The organism is Sphingobium fuliginis (genome assembly GCF_015074805.1).
Lineage (GTDB): Bacteria > Pseudomonadota > Alphaproteobacteria > Sphingomonadales > Sphingomonadaceae > Sphingobium > Sphingobium fuliginis.
The window spans coordinates 3,327,810-3,349,173 of the sequence record NZ_CP060035.1 but is presented as its reverse complement, the minus strand read 5'-3'; the positions used below and the strand labels follow the sequence as shown (position 1 = coordinate 3,349,173).

At 63.5% G+C, this 21,364-nt stretch carries 23 protein-coding genes; 13 read left to right on the top strand and 10 right to left on the bottom strand.

Annotated elements, in window-relative coordinates:
• Window positions 1–181 precede the first annotated feature (181 nt).
• Complete coding sequence (locus tag H5V43_RS16195) at window positions 182–919, top strand: Crp/Fnr family transcriptional regulator (protein ID WP_044661539.1); 738 nt, start codon at window positions 182–184, stop codon at window positions 917–919.
• A gap of 103 nt (window positions 920–1,022) precedes the next feature.
• On the opposite strand, the gene H5V43_RS16190 is transcribed toward H5V43_RS16195, so the two are convergent.
• Window positions 1,023–1,589 (bottom strand): HNH endonuclease, encoded by a 567-nt coding sequence (locus tag H5V43_RS16190; protein WP_025549923.1) that lies wholly within the window; start codon window positions 1,587–1,589, stop codon window positions 1,023–1,025.
• 124 nt (window positions 1,590–1,713) lie between these two features.
• On the opposite strand from H5V43_RS16190, the gene gluQRS reads away from it, so the two are divergent.
• The 4 genes from gluQRS to H5V43_RS16170 all read left to right on the top strand — a co-directional run bounded on the left by gluQRS (window position 1,714) and on the right by H5V43_RS16170 (window position 4,409).
• A complete protein-coding gene (gluQRS, locus tag H5V43_RS16185) occupies window positions 1,714–2,589 on the top strand; it encodes a tRNA glutamyl-Q(34) synthetase GluQRS (protein WP_244968634.1) in 876 nt (291 codons plus the stop codon).
• A 9-nt stretch (window positions 2,590–2,598) separates the two neighbouring features.
• A complete protein-coding gene (locus H5V43_RS16180; RefSeq protein WP_025549925.1) occupies window positions 2,599–2,832 on the top strand; it encodes a twin transmembrane helix small protein in 234 nt (77 codons plus the stop codon).
• A 14-nt stretch (window positions 2,833–2,846) separates the two neighbouring features.
• Window positions 2,847–3,416 (top strand): cob(I)yrinic acid a,c-diamide adenosyltransferase, encoded by a 570-nt coding sequence (locus H5V43_RS16175; RefSeq protein WP_025549926.1) that lies wholly within the window; start codon window positions 2,847–2,849, stop codon window positions 3,414–3,416.
• 117 nt (window positions 3,417–3,533) lie between these two features.
• Window positions 3,534–4,409, top strand: coding sequence for a GGDEF domain-containing protein (locus H5V43_RS16170; RefSeq protein WP_025549927.1), 876 nt, complete (start codon window positions 3,534–3,536; stop codon window positions 4,407–4,409).
• Window positions 4,410–4,623: 214 nt separating this feature from the next.
• On the opposite strand, the gene infC is transcribed toward H5V43_RS16170, so the two are convergent.
• Both infC and thrS read right to left on the bottom strand, forming a co-directional pair.
• A complete protein-coding gene (infC, locus tag H5V43_RS16165; protein ID WP_013039295.1) occupies window positions 4,624–5,157 on the bottom strand; it encodes a translation initiation factor IF-3 in 534 nt (177 codons plus the stop codon).
• A gap of 127 nt (window positions 5,158–5,284) precedes the next feature.
• A complete protein-coding gene (gene thrS, locus H5V43_RS16160) occupies window positions 5,285–7,282 on the bottom strand; it encodes a threonine--tRNA ligase (protein WP_025549928.1) in 1,998 nt (665 codons plus the stop codon).
• A gap of 173 nt (window positions 7,283–7,455) precedes the next feature.
• Here thrS and H5V43_RS16155 point away from each other — a divergent pair, with 173 nt between their 5' ends.
• The 3 genes from H5V43_RS16155 to H5V43_RS16145 all read left to right on the top strand — a co-directional run bounded on the left by H5V43_RS16155 (window position 7,456) and on the right by H5V43_RS16145 (window position 10,170).
• Window positions 7,456–7,893: an ExbD/TolR family protein gene (locus tag H5V43_RS16155; RefSeq protein WP_025549929.1), complete on the top strand. Its 438-nt coding sequence runs from the start codon at window positions 7,456–7,458 to the stop codon at window positions 7,891–7,893.
• A gap of 121 nt (window positions 7,894–8,014) precedes the next feature.
• Window positions 8,015–9,091: a YjgN family protein gene (locus tag H5V43_RS16150; RefSeq protein WP_025549930.1), complete on the top strand. Its 1,077-nt coding sequence runs from the start codon at window positions 8,015–8,017 to the stop codon at window positions 9,089–9,091.
• Window positions 9,092–9,096: 5 nt separating this feature from the next.
• Window positions 9,097–10,170 carry a M48 family metallopeptidase gene (locus H5V43_RS16145; RefSeq protein WP_025549931.1) on the top strand — a complete coding sequence of 358 codons (1,074 nt, stop codon included), beginning with the start codon at window positions 9,097–9,099 and terminating at the stop codon, window positions 10,168–10,170.
• 107 nt (window positions 10,171–10,277) lie between these two features.
• On the opposite strand, the gene rpmB is transcribed toward H5V43_RS16145, so the two are convergent.
• On the bottom strand, window positions 10,278–10,571 hold the full coding sequence (rpmB, locus tag H5V43_RS16140) for a 50S ribosomal protein L28 (RefSeq protein WP_025549932.1): 294 nt from the start codon (window positions 10,569–10,571) through the stop codon (window positions 10,278–10,280).
• Window positions 10,572–10,719: 148 nt separating this feature from the next.
• On the opposite strand from rpmB, the gene H5V43_RS16135 reads away from it, so the two are divergent.
• Entirely contained in the window at window positions 10,720–10,941 is a 222-nt protein-coding gene (locus H5V43_RS16135; RefSeq protein ID WP_025549933.1) for a hypothetical protein, read from the top strand.
• A 76-nt stretch (window positions 10,942–11,017) separates the two neighbouring features.
• Complete coding sequence (locus H5V43_RS16130) at window positions 11,018–11,476, top strand: nucleoside deaminase (protein ID WP_025549934.1); 459 nt, start codon at window positions 11,018–11,020, stop codon at window positions 11,474–11,476.
• On the opposite strand, the gene H5V43_RS16125 is transcribed toward H5V43_RS16130, so the two are convergent.
• Entirely contained in the window at window positions 11,438–13,339 is a 1,902-nt protein-coding gene (locus tag H5V43_RS16125) for a hypothetical protein (protein WP_025549935.1), read from the bottom strand. The two genes, H5V43_RS16130 and H5V43_RS16125, sit on opposite strands and share 39 nt — an antisense overlap.
• Before the next feature lie 142 nt (window positions 13,340–13,481).
• On the opposite strand from H5V43_RS16125, the gene H5V43_RS16120 reads away from it, so the two are divergent.
• Entirely contained in the window at window positions 13,482–13,898 is a 417-nt protein-coding gene (locus H5V43_RS16120; protein WP_061936530.1) for a GtrA family protein, read from the top strand.
• Between the two features lie 48 nt (window positions 13,899–13,946).
• On the opposite strand, the gene H5V43_RS16115 is transcribed toward H5V43_RS16120, so the two are convergent.
• The 3 genes from H5V43_RS16115 to H5V43_RS16105 all read right to left on the bottom strand — a co-directional run bounded on the left by H5V43_RS16115 (window position 13,947) and on the right by H5V43_RS16105 (window position 16,476).
• A complete protein-coding gene (locus H5V43_RS16115) occupies window positions 13,947–14,747 on the bottom strand; it encodes a LytR/AlgR family response regulator transcription factor (protein ID WP_020821166.1) in 801 nt (266 codons plus the stop codon).
• Window positions 14,744–15,850, bottom strand: coding sequence for a sensor histidine kinase (locus H5V43_RS16110; RefSeq protein ID WP_025549936.1), 1,107 nt, complete (start codon window positions 15,848–15,850; stop codon window positions 14,744–14,746). The genes H5V43_RS16115 and H5V43_RS16110 overlap by 4 nt, the downstream gene beginning before the upstream one ends.
• Before the next feature lie 146 nt (window positions 15,851–15,996).
• Window positions 15,997–16,476: a winged helix-turn-helix transcriptional regulator gene (locus H5V43_RS16105; RefSeq protein WP_025549937.1), complete on the bottom strand. Its 480-nt coding sequence runs from the start codon at window positions 16,474–16,476 to the stop codon at window positions 15,997–15,999.
• Window positions 16,477–16,588: 112 nt separating this feature from the next.
• Between H5V43_RS16105 and H5V43_RS16100 the strand changes: the two genes are divergently transcribed.
• Window positions 16,589–18,694, top strand: coding sequence for a RelA/SpoT family protein (locus H5V43_RS16100; protein ID WP_044661528.1), 2,106 nt, complete (start codon window positions 16,589–16,591; stop codon window positions 18,692–18,694).
• Between the two features lie 372 nt (window positions 18,695–19,066).
• Here the strand turns inward: H5V43_RS16100 and rplL are convergent, their stop codons facing one another.
• Both rplL and rplJ read right to left on the bottom strand, forming a co-directional pair.
• Window positions 19,067–19,447 carry a 50S ribosomal protein L7/L12 gene (rplL, locus tag H5V43_RS16095; RefSeq protein ID WP_007687446.1) on the bottom strand — a complete coding sequence of 127 codons (381 nt, stop codon included), beginning with the start codon at window positions 19,445–19,447 and terminating at the stop codon, window positions 19,067–19,069.
• Window positions 19,448–19,531: 84 nt separating this feature from the next.
• Window positions 19,532–20,047: a 50S ribosomal protein L10 gene (gene rplJ, locus H5V43_RS16090; RefSeq protein ID WP_025551854.1), complete on the bottom strand. Its 516-nt coding sequence runs from the start codon at window positions 20,045–20,047 to the stop codon at window positions 19,532–19,534.
• A 727-nt stretch (window positions 20,048–20,774) separates the two neighbouring features.
• Between rplJ and clpS the strand changes: the two genes are divergently transcribed.
• A complete protein-coding gene (gene clpS / locus H5V43_RS16085; RefSeq protein ID WP_244968633.1) occupies window positions 20,775–21,134 on the top strand; it encodes an ATP-dependent Clp protease adapter ClpS in 360 nt (119 codons plus the stop codon).
• Window positions 21,135–21,364: the final 230 nt, after the last annotated feature.

Genomic DNA, 21,364 nt, shown 5'->3' with positions numbered 1-21,364 from the left:
CGGTTTCCGCAAGGCAGTCGGCACGACGGTTCCATCGCGGGCTTCTTTCTGCGCCGCCATGAAACATTTGTGCGTTCGCCCGCTCATTATTGATCGAGTTTAGTGCAGTTTGCGGAAATGCAGCCAAAAGACGCGTGGGGCGTTTTGCCATCGTAACGACAATGTAAGCAAAAAGGTGTTTTTGGTGGCAACAAGTTGTTTCGCGGACAGGTTGGCGAAGCATGTGCCCCTGTCCGATGCGGAGAAGAAGGCGCTTACAAGGCTGGAGGAAAATCCCCGCAAGGTGAAGCGGGGCGCGATGATCCAGCGCGTCAACGAAACGGTGACGGAACTGTTTGTCCTGCGCGAAGGACGGGTAATGAGCTTCGTGATCCTGCCCGATGGAAGCCGGCAGATCCTGCGGGTCTATTTCCCGGGCGATTTCATAGGATCGGCCAGCACAATCTATAACCGCGCGCCGGAATCGCTGGTGGCGCTGTCGGATTCGATCATCTGTCCGTTCGACAAGCATGCTCTGCGCCGGCTGCTGGAGGAATATCCGCGCGTCGCCGCGTTGCTGTTCCTGCTTTCCAATGCGGAGCGGGTCGCGCTGACCGACCGGCTCGCTTCATTGGGACGCACCTCGGCCAAGGCGCGCGTGGCTTCCTTCCTGCTGGATATTTTCGATCGCCTGCGGGTGACGGACGACGGCATCACCGACAGCTTCGACCTGAAACTGACGCAGGAGGAGATCGGGGATGCCATCGGCCTCACCTCCGTCCATGTGAACCGGATGATCCGGCAGATGGAGCAGGAGGGGCTGATCAGCCGGGCCAATGGGCGGATCACCCTGCGCGACATGGCGCGGCTGGAAGAGATCGGCCATTATACCAACCGTCACAAGGATATGGACCTGGACTGGCTTCCGGGCATGGAATGAGAATGAACGCGACATGTTCCTGCGCAGGCAGGAACCCGGTTCGAACCATCGGGCCGGGCCCTTCCTTCGCAGGGGCGCGCCGCTCAGCCTTGCCGGTTTGTCGTCAAGCCAGCAATTCCACATCCCAATAAAGCCAGTCGTGCCAGCTTTCGTGCAGATAGTTGGGCGGAAAGGCCCTGCCATGTTCCTGCAACTGCCAGCTCGTCGGGCGGATCGGCGTCACATGCAATTGCATATGCGCCTCCTTCGGCGTGCGGCCGCCCTTCTTGAGATTGCAGGGCGAGCAGGCCGTTGCGACATTTTCCCAGGTCGTCCGCCCGCCCGCCCGGCGCGGAATGACGTGGTCGAAGGTCAGGTCGTTCGGGGAACCGCAATATTGGCAGGCGAACTTGTCGCGCAGGAACAGGTTGAACCGGGTGAAGGCGGGATGTTCCGACGGCTTCACATATTGCTTCAGCGCGATCACCGAAGGTATCTGCATCTGAACGCTGGGGCTGTGCACCTGCCGCTCATAGCTGGCGACGATGTCCACCCGATCCAAAAAAACCGCCTTGATGGCGGTTTGCCAGGGCCAGAGGCTCAGCGGATAATAGCTTAAAGGCGTGTAGTCCGCGTTCAGGACCAAAGCCGGACAGTTTTCCGGATGTCGTATCAGGTCGGGATGGTACATATATTACCCTTCAACCCCCTTTCGCCACCGTCCTGATCGATCAGAAACGTGACGCCAGCATGACAGCATTAACACCCCTATCCCGTCAAGGGCCTGTATGACTCAATCGGCGCAGCCACAGCATATGGTGACTCGCTTCGCCCCGAGCCCCACGGGTAGGTTGCATGTCGGACACGCCTGGTCGGCGCTGCTGGCCATGGACCTGGTCCGGACGCGCGGCGGATACTTCCTCCTGCGGATCGAGGATATAGACGGCACCCGCAGCCGGCCGGAGCATGTCGCCGGCATAATCGAGGACCTGCGCTGGCTGGGCGTCGCCTGGGATGGGGACATCGTCTTCCAGTCGGCGCGGCTGGACCGGTATCAGGCGGCGCTGGAACGGCTGGAGGCCATGGGGCTGCTCTATCCCTGCTTCTGCACCCGCGCCGACATCGCCGCCAGCACGACTGCGCCGCACGGGCCGGAGGGGCCCGTCTATCCCGGCACATGCCGCGGGCTGGATGATGCGGAACGGGCAAGGCGGATCGCATTGGGCGAGCCGCATGCCTGGCGGATCGACATGGCGCGGGCTGCCGCACGGGCAGGCCCGCTGCATTGGCGCGCCCTGCCCTTTCCGCCCAGGGAGGAAGCGGCGTCCTGCATCAGCGCCGAGCCGCTTGCCGCCGGGGATGTGGTGCTGGCGCGCAAGGATGCTCCCGCCAGCTATCATCTGTCCTGCACGCTGGACGATGCGGCGATGGGCGTGACCCATGTGCTGCGCGGCGACGATCTGCGCAGCGCGACCGACATCCACCGGCTGATCCAGGCGCTGCTCGACCTTCCGTCCCCCATCTATGTCCACCATCCCCTGCTGGTCGGGCCGGACGGCCGGCGGCTCGCCAAGCGCGACGGGTCGATCGCCCTCGCCGATCTGCGCGCGGGGGGCATGGACCCACGGCGACTGGCCGACGATCTGCGCCATGCACGCTTTCCGATTGGCATTTCCCCGGCCAGCGCCTAGATTCAGGGCATGAACACGCTGCTCGTCATCGCCCTGATCCTGGCCATGGGCGCCACCCTGTTCGCATTGATCCGGGGGATCGTCGCCTTTCTTCAGGCGACCAAGGAACAGTTGAACTCGCCCGAGGGGGGGCCGAGCCCATCCAGCCTCAAGCAGAACAGGATGATGATGAACCGCATCCTGTTCCAGGCAGTGGCGGTGATCATCGTGGCGCTGTTGCTGCTGATGAAGGGCAACGGCTGAGGGTCCCGCCCGGCATGGTGAAGCTGAACAAGATCTACACCCGTACCGGGGACGCGGGGACGACAGGCCTGGTCGACGGGTCGCGCCTGCCCAAACATGCCCCGCGCATGCAGGCGGTGGGCGATGTCGATGAAGCGAACAGCGCCATCGGGCTTGCCATCGTCGCCATGAACGACAGGCCGGAGGCGGGCTGGCTGACGACGATCCAGAACGACCTGTTCGATCTGGGCGCAGACCTCGCCACGCCCTTGCCGGAGGGAGAGGACGCTCCCTGGGCGCTGCGGATCGTCGCCTCCCAGGTCGAGCGGCTGGAGCGGCAGATCGACGCGATGAACGCCGATCTGGCGCCACTGGACAGCTTCGTCCTGCCAGGCGGGTCGCCTGCTGCCGCCGCCGTCCATCTGGCCCGCGCCGTCACGCGCCGCGCCGAACGCTCCGCCACGGCCGCGGCGGCCGACGTTGCGCTCAATGCGCAGGCACTGGCCTATCTCAACCGCCTGTCCGACCTGCTTTTCGTGCTGGCCCGGCGCCTCAACGGCAATGGAGCGGACGATGTGAAATGGGTGCCGGGCGCCTCCCGTTAACCGTTCGACTCATGCACGGCACGGTTCGTCCACGGGCCAGGCGTTAACCCTCTTCCTTCATCCCGCCTTTACACGCCGTCCCAATTTTGGCCCCCATTTCAATGACAGGGCCCCGGGATGCAATTCTACCTCGCGACCTCCTTCATCTTTCCCCGCTCCCTGCGGTTTCGCCTCTTCACCCTCTGCTTCGTGACCACCCACCTGCCGCTGCTCGGCTATATCGTCTGGGGCGCGACAACAGGACGTATCGCCTGGGCGGAGTTCATAGTCCTGACTTTGGCGACCATGGCGGGCGCGGCCGGGGCGCTGATGGGCATCGGCGCCCTGCTGGACCCGATCCATGCGCTGGCGGATGCGCTGAACCCGGTGGGGCAGCCCGGCCGGAAAGGCGGTGGGGCGACCTTGCCGGAAGTGGGGGACATTATTTCCAGGCTCTTCCACGGCGTGCGCGGAGCCGCCGCCGCGACGCGGGAACAGATCGACGAACTGAACATCGCTGCCAATGAGGACGCGCTGACCGGCATCGCCAACCGGCGCGGGTTCCTGGCGCAACTCGACGCGCTCCCGCTCGCCAAGCGCAGGGGCTGCATCGCGATCATTGATCTCGACCATTTCAAGCAGGTCAACGATATGCTCGGCCATGACGCGGGCGATCGCGTCCTGGCCGATTTCGCCACGCGCCTGTCGTCCCAGACCCGCCGCATCGACATCATCGCCCGTTGGGGTGGCGAGGAGTTCGCGATCTTCTATCAGGACGCGATGGAGGATGAGGCGAGCTGGTCGCTGGCCCGCATTGCGGAACGGATGCGGCGGGAGCCCGTGGGCACGGCGAACGAGCAGCCGATCACCTTCTCCGCCGGGCTATGCGCATGGCGCGGCGGGCCGGTGATGGCCGCCATCGGCAAGGCCGACGAGGCGCTCTACCGTGCAAAGAAGTCAGGCCGTGACCAGATCCAGCGGGCGGAGAGGCCATCCGCACCCGCTTATGGTTAGGTGGATGCAAGTGCCGTTCTGGACGCAGCCCTTCCCACCGGCGAGAGGGGGCGCCTGTCGCGCTCCCCTGCGCCAGACTTAGGCAGGGCCCCCTCCCCCATCTTCAGATGAGGAGGATTAACATTCGCAACTGACCAGAACCTGTTCCACAGACAGTTCGGGCGGAGCCTGCTTCCAGACCCCGCCCGACCAATGTCACCGAAGAATGGCGACCTTATTTCGGCGCCAGCACCATCAGCATCTGTCGGCCTTCCATACGCGGATAGGCTTCGACCTTCGCGATCTCGCCCACATTCTCCGCCACGCGCTGGAGCAGTTGCATGCCAAGCTGCTGGTGCGACAATTCACGGCCACGGAACCGCAGGGTGATCTTCACCTTGTCGCCTTCACCGATAAAGTCGTGGACCTTCTTCATCTTCGTATCATAATCATGATCGTCGATGTTCGGACGCATCTTGATCTCCTTGATCTCCTGCGTCCTCTGGGTCTTGCGGGCGAGGTTCGCCTTCTTCTGCGCCTCGTATTTGTACTTGCCGATGTCCAGGAACTTGCACACCGGCGGGTCGGCGTTGGGCGACACCTCGACCAGGTCCAGCCCGATCTCATAGGCGCGCTCGATCGCTTCCTGCGTATACATCACGCCCAGATTTTCGCCTTCGTCATCGATCACGCGCACCTTGGGCACGTTGATGAACTCGTTGTAACGGGGACCGGACTTCGGCGGCGGCGCCATGGGACGGCGCATCATCGGGGGACGTATAGTGGCTTCTCCTATGGTAGTTGATCGATCGACTCTGGCGGCCCTTTAGCGCAAAGCCGAAAGGGGCGGCAAGCCCGCAATCGCGGATTTGCCGGCCCCATGTGGCATTGCTGCCTCACTGCATATCGGGTGCCTTCGCCTCCTTTACAAGACGGGCGATGATGTCGTCGACAGAAAGGACGCTCTGCCCCTCCTTGCCCAGCTCGCGCAGCGCCACCGTGCCCTCGTCCGCCTCCCGGCGGCCGACGACCAGCAGATTCGGCACTTTTGCAAGGCTGTGCTCGCGCACCTTATAGTTGATCTTCTCGTTGCGGACGTCGGTTTCGGCCCTGATGCCAGCCGCCCGGAGCTTCTCCACCACCTGGCCTGCATAGCCGTCCGCATCGGACACGATGGTCGCCACCACCGCCTGCACCGGCGCCAGCCAGAGCGGGAAACGGCCCGCATAATGTTCGATGAGGATGCCTATGAACCGCTCATAGGAACCGAAGATCGCGCGGTGGAGCATCACCGGCCGGTGCCGCTCGCCATCTTCACCGACATAGGAGGCGTCGAGTCGCTCCGGCAATACCCGGTCCGACTGGATCGTCCCCACCTGCCAGGTCCGCCCGATCGCATCGGTCAGATGCCATTCCAGCTTGGGCGCATAGAAGGCGCCTTCGCCCGGCAGTTCCTCCCAGCCATATTCGGGCGTGTTGAGCCCCGCCGCCGCCACCGCGTCGCGCAGTTCATTTTCCGCCTGATCCCACATCTCGTCGCTGCCGAAGCGCTTTTCGGGGCGCAGGGCGAGCTTGATCGAATAGGTGAAGCCGAAATCCCTGTAGATCCGATCCGCCAGCGCACAGAAGGCGCGCACTTCCTCCACGATCTGGTCCTCGCGGCAGAAGATATGCGCGTCGTCCTGCGTGAACTGGCGCACACGCATCAGCCCGTGCAGCGCCCCATGCGGCTCGTTGCGGTGGCAGCAGCCATTCTCGTAGAAGCGCAGCGGCAGGTCGCGATAGCTCTTGATCCCCTGACGGAAGATCAGGACATGCGCCGGGCAGTTCATCGGCTTCAAAGCCATCCAGTCGGCATCGTCCGACACCAGCGGCCCTTCATCCTCGACATTCGGCACTTCGTCGGGGATGACGAACATATTCTCGCGATATTTGCCCCAATGGCCGGACGCTTCCCACTGGCGCGCGTCCATCACCTGCGGCGTCTTGACCTCACGATAGCCCGCATCGTCGATGGCGCGGCGCATATAGGCTTCCAGAGCCCGCCAGATGATATAGCCCTTGGGGTGCCAGAAGACCGATCCATGCGCCTCCTGCTGGAGGTGGAACAGGTCCATCTCCGCGCCCAGCTTGCGATGGTCGCGCTTGGCCGCTTCTTCCAGCCGCGTCAGATGCGCGTCGAGCTGCTTCCTGTTGAGCCAGCCGGTGCCATAGACGCGGCTCAGCATCGCATTCTTCTGATCGCCGCGCCAATAGGCGCCCGACACGCGGGTCAGCTTGAACGCCGCCGGATCGAGTTTGCCTGTCGAGGCCAGATGCGGCCCCCGGCACATGTCGAGCCAGTCGCCCCCCGACCAATAGACGGTCAGTTCCTCGCCCTCGGGAAGCTCAGCGGCCCATTCGGCCTTGAACGTCTCGCCCCCGGCCCGCCAGCGCGCGATCAGGTCCTCGCGCTTCCACACCTCGCGGCGCAGCGGCTTGTCGGCGGCGATGATCTCCCGCATCTTCGCCTCGATGGCGGGCAGGTCCTCCTCCGTGAAAGGCCGCTGCTTTCCTTCGATGACGGGGGGCGCGAAGTCATAATAGAAGCCATCGTCCGTCGCCGGGCCGAAGGTGATCTGCGTCCCCGGAAACAGCGCCTGCACCGCTTCGGCCAGCACATGGGCGAAGTCGTGCCGCGCCAGTTCCAGCGCATCGGCCTCATCCTTCGACGTCACCAGCGCCAGTTGCGCATCGGCCTCCAGCGGCCGCATGATGTCGCGCAGTTCGCCATCGACCCGCGCGGCGATGGCCGCCTTGGCCAGCCCCGGCCCGATCGCCGCCGCAATGTCCGCCGGGGTAGTGCCGGGCGCGACTTCACGCACGGAACCATCGGGCAGGGTTATCTTGAGCATGGCGGACACGGAGGGTCTTTCTGTTGAAATGGCGGATCGCGCAGCCGAAAAAGGCCGCGCCTTCCCCATAAATGGGCCGCCCGCCCTGTCAATAGAAGCCCTCTTGCCAGCGCATTGCGATCAGCGCATGATACATGTGTTGTTATATCATTATTTCAACAGGAGGGATGCATATGGCCTTGAGCTTCGCAAGACCCCGGCCGGGCGACGGGGAAACGCCGATGTCGGACATGAACACAACGCCGCTGATCGACGTGATGCTGGTGCTGCTGATCATGTTCATCATCACGATCCCGATCCAGACGCACAGCGTCGGCGTCGACCTGCCGCAAACCCCCAAGGAACTGACGCCGCCGCCGGTCGACACGGTCAAGAACAAGGTCGGCATCGACGCCGACGGCACTATCCGCTGGAACGGCGGGGCCGTCGACCGGCTGACGCTCCGCCAATATCTCGCCGCCTCGCTGCGCCTGCCTGCCGAACCGGAACTCCAGTTCCAGCCCGATGCCGGCGCGCGTTACGTGACGGTGGATGAGGTGCTGGCCGACATCCGCCGCTCAGGCGTGACGAAGCTCGGCTTCATCGGCAATGAGCGTTACGCCAGCTTTTGATCGGCCGTAAAAAATGACGATCCGCGTGATTTCAGGGGGATAGCATTCCATATGGCCATGAAACCCCTTGACCAACGGTCCCCGGCATAGTCTTCTCCCACCGGGGACCAAGGGGGGCATCATGGATCAGGAACGCATTGGCGGCGACGGCTTCGCTTTTGAGGGCAATTGGCGCGACTATGCGCCCATTGCCTTCACCAACCTGCTGCTGACGATCGTCACGCTGGGCATATACCGCTTCTGGGCGACAACGCGCACGCGGCGCTATCTCTGGGCGAACACGCGCTTCATCGACGACCGGCTGGAATGGACGGGAACGGGCAAGGAACTGTTCCTCGGCTTCCTGATGGTGCTGGCGCTGATCGGCCTGCCGTTCCTCTTCCTTCAGTTCGGCGCGCAGGCCCTCGTCCTTCAGGGGCATGGGGGCATGGCCGCGATACTGACGCTCGCGGCGTTCGTGACGATCTTCTACATGGTCGGCCTCGCCCGCTTCCGCGCGCTGCGCTACCGGCTCAGCCGGACATGGTGGCACGGCATCCGGGGCGGCAGCGACGATCAGGGCTTCGGCTACGGCATTTCCTATATGTGGAAGTCGGCGGTGGGCAGCCTGGCGCTGGGCCTGCTCGTCCCCTGGTCGATGATGTCGCTGTGGAACGAACGCTGGAACAAGATGAGCTTCGGCCCGCACAGTTTCGAATCGGCAGGCGATCACGGCCCGACCTTCCGGCGCTTCCTGCTCTTCTACCTCCTGCCGATCCTGCTGTTCGTGGGCGGAGGCGCAATGGTCGCGATGGCGGGCTTTCCGGGACAGGACGGTGCCGGCTCCCGCATGGCCGGGGCCATCTTCGGCATCATCGCGTTCGTGCTGACCTTCTATCTGGGTCTCGGCCTCATCGCGCTCGCCTTCTACGCGAGTTTCTTCCGTGAAGCGGTGGAGGGGCTGTCGCTCACGGGCCTCGACTTCCATTTCTACGCGCGGACCAAAGACTGGATATGGCTGTTCCTGGGTGACATTGCGCTGGTCCTCTGCACGATCGGCATCGGGTCGATCTTCCTGCAATACCGGCACTGGAAGTTCTTCGTGACCCATATGGGCGTGACCGGCACGATCTATACCGACGAACTCACACAGTCGCAGACGAAGACCAGCCGCCATGGCGAGGGCCTGCTCGACGCGCTGGACGTCGGCGCTTTCTGAACCGCATGTCGGACTTCCGGCTCTGGCATTATGACGGCGCGACGGCGGTCCGACGCAATGTCCTGCTTCGTACCGCCGGCACCGGCTTCGTGCTGGAGGAGCCGGAGAGCGGCTGGGCAGGCCCGCCCATAGACTGGAGCGATCTCACCGTCATCGGCCTGCAGGACGACCGTTCGGCCTATGGCCATAAGGCGATCCCCGGCTGGCGCCTGGGCTTTTCCGGCGAAGCGCCTCCCGACATAGCGCCCCATCTGCCGACGGGCGAACGCTATGGCCGCTGGATCGATCGCTTCGGCCTGTGGCCGGCGGCGGGAATCTTCACCGTCACCGCCGCGCTCATCGTCTGGGGGGCGCTCGAAGCACCCGCCGTCATCGCCCCGCTCGTCCCGCAAAGCTGGGAGAACCGCATGGGCGATGCCATGGTGGGCGATTTCGGCGGGCGGTTCTGCCACACACCGGCAGGCGATGCCGCGCTCGAACGGCTGGCGGCGCGGATCGACCCCGGCCATGAGGCCCGCGACATTTCGCTCGCCAACATTCCCATGGTGAATGCGGTGACATTGCCGGGGGGAAGGATCATCCTCTTCGATGGCCTGGTCCAGCAGGCAAAGTCCGCCGATGAAGTCGCGGGCGTGCTCGGCCATGAACTGGGCCATGTGCGCCACCGCGACACGATGACAGGCCTCATCCGCCAGCTTGGCCTCAGCGTCGTGCTGGGCGGCGCGGGGGGCAATGCCGGCAATTATCTGAACGGCGTGCTGTCGCTGAGCTATGGCCGCGGCGCGGAAAGCGCCGCGGACGGCGTCGCCATTGACCAGATGCGCGGCGCCGGGATTTCGCCTGCCGCGACGGCCGCCTTCTTTGACCGGATCGGCGGCAAGGACGAGGGCACGGAAGCGCGGGCGATAAGCTGGCTTTCCTCCCATCCCCTCTCCGCCGAACGCCGCCGCCGCTTCGACGCTGCCGTGAAGCCGGAGACATCCTACCGCCCGGCGTTGGACCAGGCACAATGGCAGGCGCTGCGCGCTTCCTGCGCCAGCGATCCGAAGGTCGCCAAATTCTGGGGCAAACCCTTTTAGGGTGCATGGGCTCGGATTGTTTAAATCAGCCAGCCCCACCATCCATGCAAACGCAAAAAAGCGGCCTGTTGCCAGGCCGCTCTTTCAAGCGAACGAAGCGAACCGAATCAGGCCGCTGCGGCGGCCTTCTTCTTCGCGATGTCGCGCTTCAGACGGCGAGCCTTCAGCGACAGCTTGTCGTCGCTGGTCTTCAGCAGCCAGTTGTCCAGGCCGCCATTATGCTCGACCGAACGCAGACCATGGGTCGACACGCGCAGCTTCACGGTCGTTTCCAGCGCTTCGGAGATCAGCGACACGTTCTGCAGGTTGGGCAGGAACACACGCTTGGTCTTGTTATTGGCGTGGGAAACATTGTGACCCACCTGGCGGCCCTTGCCGGTCAGCTCGCAAATGCGCGACATAGTCAATCAACCTTGTAATTCGGGTTCGTTCGGAAAGCGGCGCCGATAACGGGATTTTCGACGCTCGTCAACCCGCCCAGCGCCTTTCGGGGCCGCAACCCTTTCCGACTCATGAGCGTTGACGGGCCATAAGCCAAAGGAGGCGGAAATGCGATTCATTGGTGGCCTGTTGCTGATCGTGCTGCTGGTTCTGGCCGGCGGAATTGCCACCGGCTTCATCGACCTGCAGAAAACGCAGGAGGGACGGCTGCCGGAAATCGCGGTCAAGGGCGGCTCCCTGCCCAAATATGAGGCCAGCGTGGCCAGGGTCGAGGTCGGCAAACGCAAGGAGACGGTCGAACTGCCGACAGTGGACGTACAGAAGCCCTGAGGCCTGTTCTGACAGCGGGATAGCGAGGCATTACAGCCCCTCCCCCAAAGCCCCGTCATCCTGTATGGGCGAAGCCATGTCCTCGCCCTTCCCCCTGCCCGATCCGATGCGGCGTGCGCTCGATCTCGCTTATGCCGCCGCCAGAGCGGGAGAGGTGCCCATCGGCGCGGTCGTCACCCTCGACGGCCGCATCATCGGTGAAGGGGAAAATCGCAACCGGCGCGACAATGATCCCACCGCCCATGCCGAAATGGTCGCGATCCGCGCCGCGGCAATCCATCTGGGCGACTTCCGCCTCTCCGGCTGCGACCTCTGGGTAACATTGGAGCCGTGCGCCATGTGCGCCGGAGCGATCTCGCACGCCCGCATCGCCCGCCTCTATTATGCCGTGGCGGACCCCAAGGGCGGCGCGATCGAACAGGGGCCCCGCCTCTTCACCCAACCCCAATGCCTCCACCGGCCAGAGGTCTATGGCGACCTCGCCGCTGCGGAAGCATCAACGCTGCTCAAGGCTTTTTTTCTCGCCCGGCGCTGAATAGTCGATGCGGTAGAGCGTGTAGGGCAGCGTCATCCCCGTCCTCAACGGCACCGGCTTCAGCCAGCCGGGCACCTCGCCCCGCATCAGCCCGGCATAAAAGCCCCTGGGGCTGCGCGACTGATAGATGGTGCCCTCGGGAAAGCCAGGGCAGACCAGCAGATAGGTGGCATGGTGCTTCGCCGCGATCGGCCGGAACGCGTCGGCAGGGCCGTCATAGGCATGGTGCATGTCGAGGATCGTCGCGCCGTTGCGGTGATAAGGGCCGGCCACGGCGCTGTGGTGCGTCGCGACGATCAGGCGCGGTCCCAGGTCGACCATGGTGAAGATGGTGGCGGGCGGCAACTGGTCGAGCACCTGCAGCGCCGGCAGGGTGCGGCACCGGCCATTGGCCTTGTCGATGGCCTTGCGACGCAGCTGTGCCGTCGGCTTTTGCGGCTTGGGCTGTTCGCCCGTCGCCTTGACCCAGAGTTGGTTCACCTGCGGATAAAGCGGCGTTGCAAAGGCTGCCCCGGCGAGCACAGCCGCGCCCAGCGCGGCGGCCAGACGGGCGGCGGGCCGTCCCGTCGCGATCAGGCGCAGCAACCGATAGGCGGCCCAGGCGGCGGGCGGTATGGCCAGCAATTGCGCCGCCGGTCCGGCGCGAAGCTGCCAGAAGAGCAGCGCAGTGGAAAAGAGCATCATCAGGCCTACGGTGGCCCAGGCCCAGAGCCGGTCGGCGTCCCTGCGCGCGTCCCACAGCGCCCAGAGAAGGCCGATCAGGCCAGCCGCCGGAATGGCCATCAACGGCACCACCAGGCTGCGCGCCTGCACGGTGATCGGCTTGGCTTCGCGGATATTGACCAGCCACAGCTTCTCCAACTCGGGCGAGATCTGATAGGCGCCCGACAGGCATTGCGGCCAGTTCGTCCAGGCGAAGGCCGCCACCGCCGCCCCGACCAGTACCCCCGCGCCCAGCCGCGCCGGCCAGCTCTTGAGCGGGAGCAGCGCCAGCAGCACCATCCCGGCCGACACAACCGCGAAGATCGCCACCCAGATGGGCGAGATTGCGTCGCATACCATTTCCCGGTTGGCGTAGCTGGCGAACAGCACGAACAGCAGCGACGTCGCTCCGCCAAGGCTGATCGCATAGGGCAACATCCGCCGGGCCGCGCCGTCCTTGAACACCCAGCGCATCGCGATCAGCGCGCCGCCTGCCGCCAGATAGACGATCATTTCCATGCCGATGGCGATGGACAGCGCGCTGCTCACGCCCGCGACGATGCCGCCGCGCAGCCAGTTGCGGTCGACCACGCCCGCCAGCATCAGGACGGTGAAGGCCAGTTGCCAGCCATGATGGTCGATCCGCATCGGCAGGAACATGCTGATGCCCATCTGCGCGGCGAAGGGCGCCACCGCCGCCAGGAACCAGCTATTCCCCCCCGCCAGCCTTCGCGCGATGAAGCCAAGGCCCAGCATCAGCGGCAGCATCGGCAGCATCGGCGCGATGCCGCAGGCCAGCCGGTCGGCCAGCCCCTGGTCCAGGAAAGCGCGGAAGAACAGCATCAGCGCCGCCAGCGGCAGGTCCACCAGCCGCGACCAGTGGATATTGAACCCGGCGGGCGGATCCAGCCGATATTGCCGCAGGTCGTACCATGCCTGCCCGGCCAGCCAGTCCTTGACCTGCAGATAACGGATATTGTCGTCCGTATCGCTGAGCGTCAGCCAATGGATCTGCGGCCAGCGGGTGGCGATCATATAGGCCATGGCGCCGATCCACAGCAGGACGGTCAGCCACTTCCAGTTGCGCTCCGCATAGCCGGAGAATTGCGCCGCGAAAGGGGCGACATGAGCGCGCAGGACAGACCAGCTTTGCAGTTTCATGGTGGCTCGATTAGAAGGATTGCGAGCCAGATGGAACATCTGGCGGCTCGGAAATCCCGGAAAACAAAGATGCCAATGGCTTTCCGGTTCAATCCGAACCGGAAAGCCATTAGAGGCTCCGCATCAAAGCGCAACGGGGCACATGAAAATCCTCCGAATCCTCACACCGGAAAAACAGGCCCTGTTCTGGCAGATCGTCCGCTACGGACTGACCGGCCTGTTCGTGACCGCCTGTCAGGCCGCGATCTACTGGACCCTGGCCGCGCCGGTCGGCCTGCATCCCCAGGTCGCGAACGGCGTCGGCTATCTGGCGGCGGTGGCGATCGGCTATGTCACGCACAGCAGCTTCACCTTCCGCGGCCATGGCAGCCGCGACAATCAGGCGGCCCGCGGCATCCGCTTCTTCGCGGTCTCGCTGGTGAGCTATGCCTTGAACGCGCTATGGGTGTGGCTGTGCGTCACCCATATGCGTTGGCCGGAATGGTCGCCCATCCCGGCCATGCTGTTCGTGACGCCCGCCGTAGTGTTCGGGCTGAACAGGCAATGGGTGTTCCGGTGAAGAACTAGCCTGTCGGCCTTCGAGGGGGACCGCCTGCGCGGCCGAAACTCAATGCACGAACCGCGCCACCACATCGCGATAGGACCGGCTGACCTTCACCTGCGCGCCGGATTCCAGCACCAGGAAGCATTCGCCATTGGTATGCGGCTTCACCTGCCGCACCTGGCTCAGATTCACGATGGTCGAGCGGTGCACGCGCTGGAAATTGCGGGGGTCGAGCCGCTTTTCGAGATCCTTCATCGTCTCGCGCAGGATCAGCGAATTGTCGGCGGTATAAATGCACATATAGTCGCCCGCCGCGTCGATCCGCTCGATCGAATCGACATCGACGCGGAAAATCTGCCCGCGATCCTTGATGTTGATCAGCTTTTCGAAGCGATTGGCGGCAGGCGCGTCGCCATCGCCCGAAAAATCGTTCATCGCATCGGGCGCAACCTCGGCCAGCACTTCGCGCAGCTTTTCCACTTCCTGCACCTGACGCTTTTCCGAAAGCCGCTGCCGCACCCGGTCGAGCGCGTCGGCCAGCCGGCCTTCTTCGACGGGCTTCATCAGATAGTCGACCGCCTGCGCCTCGAAGGCGCGGATCGCATGGTCGCTATAGGCGGTGCAGAAGATGAAAAGCGGCGGCTCGACCTCCATCAGCCCCTGCACGACGGAAAATCCGTCGAAACCGGGCATTTGAATGTCAAGGAACACAAGGTCGGGCTTATGCGTCTTTATGGCGCGGATCGCTTCCCGGCCGTTGGAACAGGTTTCTACGATTTCGACATCCTCATGCGCTTCCAGACGCAGCTTGAGGCCTTGGATAGCCAGGCTTTCGTCGTCGACGAGGATTGTTCTGATGGTCATGCGGCCACTCTCGATGGTTCATCCAGGTTAAGCGGCATTTCGATCAGGACCGAAAAGCCGCCAGGCGTGGAACGCGTTTCGAAGCTCTGTCGTTCCCCGAAGGCCTGAATCAGCCTGTCGCGGATGTTCGCCAGACCGACGCCCGTTCCTTCGCTGGCCGGATTGTTCGGGCGGGTGAACCCCTCATTCAATCCCGGACCCGTATCGGATACGATGATCCGGACGTTTTCACCGGCAGGCTGCGCCGTGACGGAGATTTCCGCGCCCTCTTCCTTGGGCGTCACGGCATATTTGATCGCATTTTCGACCAGAGGCTGCAGCAGGAGAGAGGGGAGGCGCGACTGCGAGACCGCCGGATCGATGTTGAAGACCGGCCGCAACCGATCCTCGAACCGCATCTTCTCGATCTCCAGATACAGCTTCAGCGTCTCGATCTCCTGCTCGATCGTCACCTGCGCGGTCGGCTCGTTGATCAGCGTATAGCGCAGGAAGGAGGACAGGCGGGACAGCATGGCATTAGCCCGGTCGGTCTGCTTCAGCAGCACCAGCGTCGAGATCGAGTTCAGCGTATTGAACAGGAAATGCGGGTTGAGCTGATAGCGCAGCATCGCCAGTTGCGCGCTGGACGCCTGATTCTCCAGCCGCAGCAACTGGTCCGCCTGCTCCTCCACCGTCAGGTAGAAGTTGATCGCATAATAAAGCGCAGACCATGCCCCCAGCAATGTCATGCTGAGGTAGAAGGCGCCCAGGAACAGTTGCAGCCCCGCCGTGTCGCTGCCCCGATTCTGGGTGGAGAACACCCAGGCGTCGATGAACGCCACCAGCCCCGCCGCGACCACCACCGTGACGATGGAGGCGCCCCAGGTCACGATGGGCCGCTGCCGCTGGAGGAAGCGGAACACCACCGCGATCAGCAGCGTCACCGAATAGCCCGACACGGTCGAGATCATCACCGGGATCAGGCTGGAAAGCGGCTGCCCATTGGCGATGGTCGAGGAACCGCGCAACAGGAAGGCGCCGGCCCACCCCACGGACTGGAGGTTCCAGAAGGCGCGGTTCTTGTCCGCGAAGAAAGGCTGGGGCTGGAAACGATGAACCGACATTATCGCCAGCCTAAAGCATCAGGCAAAAAAGTGGGAACCGGTTTTTTGCGGCCGGTACGTGATCGATGAAAAAATGAAACACAAAGGGGACCCGCCATGCTGGAACGAATTCAGCATGGCCGACCGATTCAAAGCGCGCATTATCGTCAGGCAGCCGCCGCTTCCTGAGTCACCGGCGTCTCCTCATCGACGCACAACCAGATCAGATCGCTTGGCTCCAGCGCGCGGCCGTCATGGGCCTGGATGGTCATCTTGCGGATCGGCTGCCGGTCGCGGCTGTCGGCCAGCACCTGGCAGGAGATGGGACCGCAGCCCCATTTCTCACCCCATTGGCGCAGCGCGATCATCGCAGGCGCCAGATCCTGTCCCTTGTCGGTCAGGCGATATTCCACCTTGCGCCGGTCGCATTGCATCGGCTGACGCACCATGATGCCGTTTTCCACCAGCCGCGCGAGCCGATTCGCCAGGATGTTGCGGGCAATGCCGAGGGTCGACTGAAACTCCTCGAAATGCCGGATTCCCGACAGAGCGCCCCGCAAGATGAGGAACGACCAGCGTTCTCCCATCGCCTCCAATGCGCTGGGCAGCGCGCATTGTTCCAGATCCTGCGCCAGATTATGTGTCATCGTCTTCATTTGATAGCTCAAAGCCACCCGCGTTGCAAAAGCGCATCGCTATTCACCTAAGATGGGATTTTTTTGTTGCACAGCAAGGGGCATCGCGGACAATCGCAACAGGATGCTACGCCAATACGAACTTGTTGAACGGGTAAAGCGCTACGATCCGGATGCGGACGAAGCGATGATCAACCGCGCCTATGTCTTTTCCGTCCAGAAGCACGGGTCTCAGAAGCGCGCCAGCGGCGACCCCTATTTCAGCCATCCCATCGAAGTCGCCGGTATCCTGACCGATTTCAACCTGGACGATCAAACCATCGTGACCGCGCTGCTGCACGACACGATAGAGGATACGCTCGTCACCTATGAGGAGATCGAGCACGCCTTCGGCAAGGACGTCGCCCGGATGGTCGACGGCGTCACCAAGCTCAGCAAGATCGAGGCCATGTCCGAAAATGAGCGGGCGGCGGAGAATCTGCGCAAATTCCTGCTCGCCATGTCGGACGACATCCGTGTGCTGCTGGTGAAGCTCGCCGACCGGCTGCACAACATGCGCACGCTGCACTTCATCAAGAATGAGCAGAAGCGCCGCCGCATCGCGCGGGAAACGATGGACATCTATGCCCCGCTGGCGGAGCGGATCGGCATGTACGACTTCATGCGGGAGATGCAGCTCCTGGCCTTCCGCGAACTGGAACCGGAAGCCTATGACAGCATTACCAAGCGGCTGGAGCAGCTGAAGGAAGGCGGCCATGACAAGGTCGACCGGATCGGCGCGGAACTGCAATTGCTGCTGGGCGGCAAGGGGCTGCCGGTCACGGTCTCGGGCCGCGAGAAGCATCCCTATTCCATCTGGAAGAAGATGCAGGAACGCCATATCAGTTTCGAGCAACTGACCGACGTCATGGCCTTCCGCGTCATCACCGAGACGACGGAGGACTGCTACCGCGCATTGGGCGTCATCCACCAGACCTACAAGATGGTGCCGGGGCGGTTCAAGGATTACATCTCCACGCCCAAGCGCAACGGCTACCGCTCGCTGCACACCACCGTCATCCATCAGGACAATGCCCGCATCGAGGTGCAGATTCGCAGCCGCGACATGCACCATGACGCCGAACTCGGCCTCGCCGCGCACTGGGCCTATAAGCAGAAGGGCGACGCCACCGACCACCATGCAGCCTGGCTGCGCGACCTGGTCGAAATCCTGGAGCAGAGCCAGGATGCGGACGAACTGCTCGAACATACCCGCATGGCGATGTATCAGGACCGCATCTTCGCCTTTTCCCCCAAGGGCGAGCTGCACCAGTTGCCCAAGGGGTCGACGCCGGTCGACTTCGCCTATGCCGTGCACACCTCGCTCGGTAACCAGACGGTCGGCGCCAAGGTCAATGGCCGGGTCGTGCCGCTGCGCACGACGCTGGAGAATGGCGATCAGGTCGAGATCCTGAAATCCGAAGGACAGGAGCCGCAGCCCGGCTGGCTGACCTTCGCCATCACCGGCAAGGCCCGCGCCGCCATCCGCCGCTATATCCGCCAGAAGCAGCGCGGCGAGGAAGTCGCTCTGGGCGAGAAGCTCTATGAAGAAATCATCGGCCGCTTCTCCCCCGAACTGGCGAGCGAACTGGGCGACAAGGCATTGAAGGCGGCGTTGAAGCGCCTGAAGCTGGACGACCGCGCATCCCTGATGGTCGCCATCGCCACCCATCGCCTGCTCGATTCGGAAGTGATGGAGGCGCTCATTCCCGGCTCCACCAGCGTGGAGGGCATGGAGGAAGCCCATCCGCGCCAGCACGCCCCGGTATCGATCCGCGGCCTGACGCCCGGCATCGCCTATAATCTGGGCGACTGCTGCCACCCCGTCCCCGGCGACCGCATCGTCGGCGTCCGCCGCACCGGCGAACCGATCGAGGTCCACACCATCGATTGCCGTTCGCTGGAGGCGGGACAGGATGACGACTGGGTGGATTTAAGCTGGGACAGCAGGTCCAAGGGCGGCACCGCACGGCTTCAGGTGATAGTCAAGAACCAGCCGGGCGCGCTGGCGGCCGTCACCAACGTTTTCGGCGCGACCAAGGCGAACATCCTCAACCTGCAACTGGTGAACCGCGAAGGCCCCTTCCACACCGACATCATCGACCTGGAAGTCGCCGATGCCCAGCATCTGAACCGCATCCTCTCCGCCCTGCGCGGCCTCGACACGGTGGTGCAGGCGGATCGGGTCTAGAGCGTTTTCCAAGCAGATGGAATCATCTGCTGACTCGGAAAACGCGACAAAACAAAAACTTAGAGCAGTCGAGCCGATGCAATCGGATCGAAATCTGCTCTAGCGGCAGCGAAGGATGGTTGGCGGGACGCCAACTCTTCTTGCCGGCCGCGCGGGGAATGAGGATGTGGGGTGGGCTGCTGCCCTTCAGCTTTCCTGGAAGTACAGCGCGTTCTTGCGAAGGCGGGGGTATGATGCGCCCAACCGCAGCAACCGACATTCCCTCACCAATTCTGCCCAGGGAAAAGAAAAAGGGCGGCGCCAAAGGCACCGCCCCGATTTCCTCCGGCCATAGCCGGAAAGCAGCCCCGCCTGCGCGGGGCTCGACCGAACTTACTTGAGTTCGACGGTCGCGCCGGCTTCTTCCAGCTGCTTCTTGATCTTCTCGGCTTCGTCCTTGCCGACGCCTTCCTTGACGGCCTTCGGCGCGCCTTCGACCAAAGCCTTGGCTTCGGTCAGGCCCAGGCCGGTGATGGCGCGGACTTCCTTGATGACGTTGATCTTCTTGCCGCCGTCGCCGGTCAGGACGACGTCGAATTCGTCCTTGGCTTCTTCAGCAGGAGCAGCGCCGGCAGCGCCACCGGCCGGAGCGGCAACCGCGACGGCAGCGGCGGCCGAAACCCCCCACTTTTCTTCCAGAGCCTTGGAGAGCTCAGCGGCTTCGAGGACGGTCAGGGCCGAGAGCTGGTCGACCAGAGCATTGATGTCTGCCATGTTACTTTACCTATTCCCTTCTGGGCGGGGCATGAGCCCCTTAAACGAGAGTTGAAAACAATATTCTGGGAAATCCCGCGGCGATCAGGCCGCGTTCTTTTCCGCATAGGCGTTGAAGACCCGCGCGAGCTGGGCAGCCGGGGCCTGGGTGACGGTTGCGAGCTTGGTAGCCGGGGCGACCAGAAGGCCGACCAGCTTCGCGCGCAGTTCATCCAGCGACGGCATCGAGGCGAGCGCCTTGACGCCCTCCGCGTTCAGCAGCACTTCGCCCATCGCACCGCCAACGATCTCAAGCTTGTCGTTGGTCTTGGCGAATTCGACCGCAACCTTCGCGGCTGCGACCGGATCGGCCGAGGAAGCGAGCCCGACCGGACCGGTCAGCAGGTCGCTGATGCCGCTATAGTCGGTGCCTTCAAGGGCGATCTTGGCGAGGCGGTTCTTCGTAACCTTGTAGGTGCCGCCGGCTTCGCGCATCTTCTGGCGCAGCTGGGTCGACTGGGCGACCGTCAGCCCGAGGTTGCGGGTCACGACGACCACGCCGACTTCGGCCAGATGTGCGTTCAGCGCGGAAACGACCTCAGCTTTCTGATTACGATCCATGCCTTTACTCCACTTCATGTCCGCCGGAAAATCCGGTGGACGGCAAAAACCCGCGACGAATCGCGGGGCATTGGTCCGAAGGGGAGAGATCGACTGGCCCGCATCCCTCAGGGAGAACAGGCAGACCCGGACAGGCAAGGCCCGGCCGGTAAAGAACTTTTCCCCGTCTAGGCCGGAAATTAAGAAGGGCATATTCCCTTCACCGACTGTCTCGGACGGAAGACCATCGACATTTCTGCCGGGGGTCTGCTGCGGGCGCCCCTACAGATTTGGAGGCCCCCTGTCACGCAAAATCTGGCGATTGGCGATGGAAGGCGACGGAAAAGCGCCGTTTTACGCCGAAGTTCACACCATATGCGCGCATGCGCGCGAGCGCGCGTAGCCGCCCGGGTAATGGGTCCGACATTTCAAAGAAGGGAGCGGAATAGGCTGACCGCGGGGATGTAGGACAGGATGAAAGCGGTGCCAGGCCGGGCAATAGGATGTTTTTTCGCCAGCCGTGGCCGGGAGGTTACAGTCGGCAGGGCCGGTTCAGACGGTGCGATGATCCGCCGGGAGCAGGAGCGCGGAGCCCCCAGGCCAGAACGTGGAACAGAATCGCCGCCTTCCACCCCGTTCCCCCCTCCCCCAGGCCGTTCCCACCCGGAAGGATGGTTTACGCCCCGTCGGACCCCTTGCCATGCAAGAGCAAATAGCCATATCCTTCCCCATCATGAACAGCTTCTCGATGATGGCATATCCCGCGGTGATGGCGGACAAGGATCAGGACGACCAGGGCGACGGCCCGGGCGGCCCCAATGTCGGCATCGCCACGCGCACGCGCGCCCGGACGAAAAAGCCCTCTCTCTACAAGGTGCTGATGCTGAACGACGACTACACGCCGATGGAATTCGTCGTGCACGTTCTCCAGCAATTCTTTCGCATGGACATGGAGGAGGCGACGCGCGTGATGCTGCACGTCCACCAGCGGGGCGTCGGCGTATGCGGAATCTTCAGCTATGAAGTGGCGGAAACCAAGGTGAATCAGGTGATGGACTTTGCCCGCCAGAACCAGCACCCGCTCCAGTGCACCTTGGAAAAGGCCTGATGGTGTCCCGGGGCACCTGACAGGCGGGCATAACGCGAATCTCACCGGCCCACGACTCGGGGCCATGCCCGGCAATCGATGACGTGGCACGGACCCAGCGGTTCGGTGACGCCTTCAGCCTGACCAGAGGACGGCATTCTGCCAGCGCGGCCGTGCGAGGCGTTTTTCCAGACGGTGCTGTCAGTCCAACGCGAACTCGTCGCCATCAGATGCTCTTATGTCAGCCGGGC

Coding starts and splice junctions, on each gene's coding strand:
- gluQRS (WP_244968634.1), top strand. CDS start 1,714: ATGGTGACTCGCTTCGCCCCGAGCCCCACGGGTAGGTTGCATGTCGGA.
- H5V43_RS16130 (WP_025549934.1), top strand. CDS start 11,018: ATGTCCTCGCCCTTCCCCCTGCCCGATCCGATGCGGCGTGCGCTCGAT.
- thrS (WP_025549928.1), bottom strand. CDS start 7,282: ATGCTCAAGATAACCCTGCCCGATGGTTCCGTGCGTGAAGTCGCGCCC.
- H5V43_RS16135 (WP_025549933.1), top strand. CDS start 10,720: ATGCGATTCATTGGTGGCCTGTTGCTGATCGTGCTGCTGGTTCTGGCC.
- rplL (WP_007687446.1), bottom strand. CDS start 19,447: ATGGCAGACATCAATGCTCTGGTCGACCAGCTCTCGGCCCTGACCGTC.
- H5V43_RS16105 (WP_025549937.1), bottom strand. CDS start 16,476: ATGACACATAATCTGGCGCAGGATCTGGAACAATGCGCGCTGCCCAGC.
- H5V43_RS16155 (WP_025549929.1), top strand. CDS start 7,456: ATGGCCTTGAGCTTCGCAAGACCCCGGCCGGGCGACGGGGAAACGCCG.
- H5V43_RS16100 (WP_044661528.1), top strand. CDS start 16,589: ATGCTACGCCAATACGAACTTGTTGAACGGGTAAAGCGCTACGATCCG.
- clpS (WP_244968633.1), top strand. CDS start 20,775: ATGATGGCATATCCCGCGGTGATGGCGGACAAGGATCAGGACGACCAG.
- rpmB (WP_025549932.1), bottom strand. CDS start 10,571: ATGTCGCGCATTTGCGAGCTGACCGGCAAGGGCCGCCAGGTGGGTCAC.
- H5V43_RS16110 (WP_025549936.1), bottom strand. CDS start 15,850: ATGTCGGTTCATCGTTTCCAGCCCCAGCCTTTCTTCGCGGACAAGAAC.
- H5V43_RS16120 (WP_061936530.1), top strand. CDS start 13,482: ATGAAAATCCTCCGAATCCTCACACCGGAAAAACAGGCCCTGTTCTGG.
- H5V43_RS16125 (WP_025549935.1), bottom strand. CDS start 13,339: ATGAAACTGCAAAGCTGGTCTGTCCTGCGCGCTCATGTCGCCCCTTTC.
- H5V43_RS16170 (WP_025549927.1), top strand. CDS start 3,534: ATGCAATTCTACCTCGCGACCTCCTTCATCTTTCCCCGCTCCCTGCGG.
- H5V43_RS16115 (WP_020821166.1), bottom strand. CDS start 14,747: ATGACCATCAGAACAATCCTCGTCGACGACGAAAGCCTGGCTATCCAA.
- H5V43_RS16190 (WP_025549923.1), bottom strand. CDS start 1,589: ATGTACCATCCCGACCTGATACGACATCCGGAAAACTGTCCGGCTTTG.
- H5V43_RS16175 (WP_025549926.1), top strand. CDS start 2,847: ATGGTGAAGCTGAACAAGATCTACACCCGTACCGGGGACGCGGGGACG.
- infC (WP_013039295.1), bottom strand. CDS start 5,157: ATGATGCGCCGTCCCATGGCGCCGCCGCCGAAGTCCGGTCCCCGTTAC.
- H5V43_RS16180 (WP_025549925.1), top strand. CDS start 2,599: ATGAACACGCTGCTCGTCATCGCCCTGATCCTGGCCATGGGCGCCACC.
- H5V43_RS16145 (WP_025549931.1), top strand. CDS start 9,097: ATGTCGGACTTCCGGCTCTGGCATTATGACGGCGCGACGGCGGTCCGA.
- H5V43_RS16150 (WP_025549930.1), top strand. CDS start 8,015: ATGGATCAGGAACGCATTGGCGGCGACGGCTTCGCTTTTGAGGGCAAT.
- rplJ (WP_025551854.1), bottom strand. CDS start 20,047: ATGGATCGTAATCAGAAAGCTGAGGTCGTTTCCGCGCTGAACGCACAT.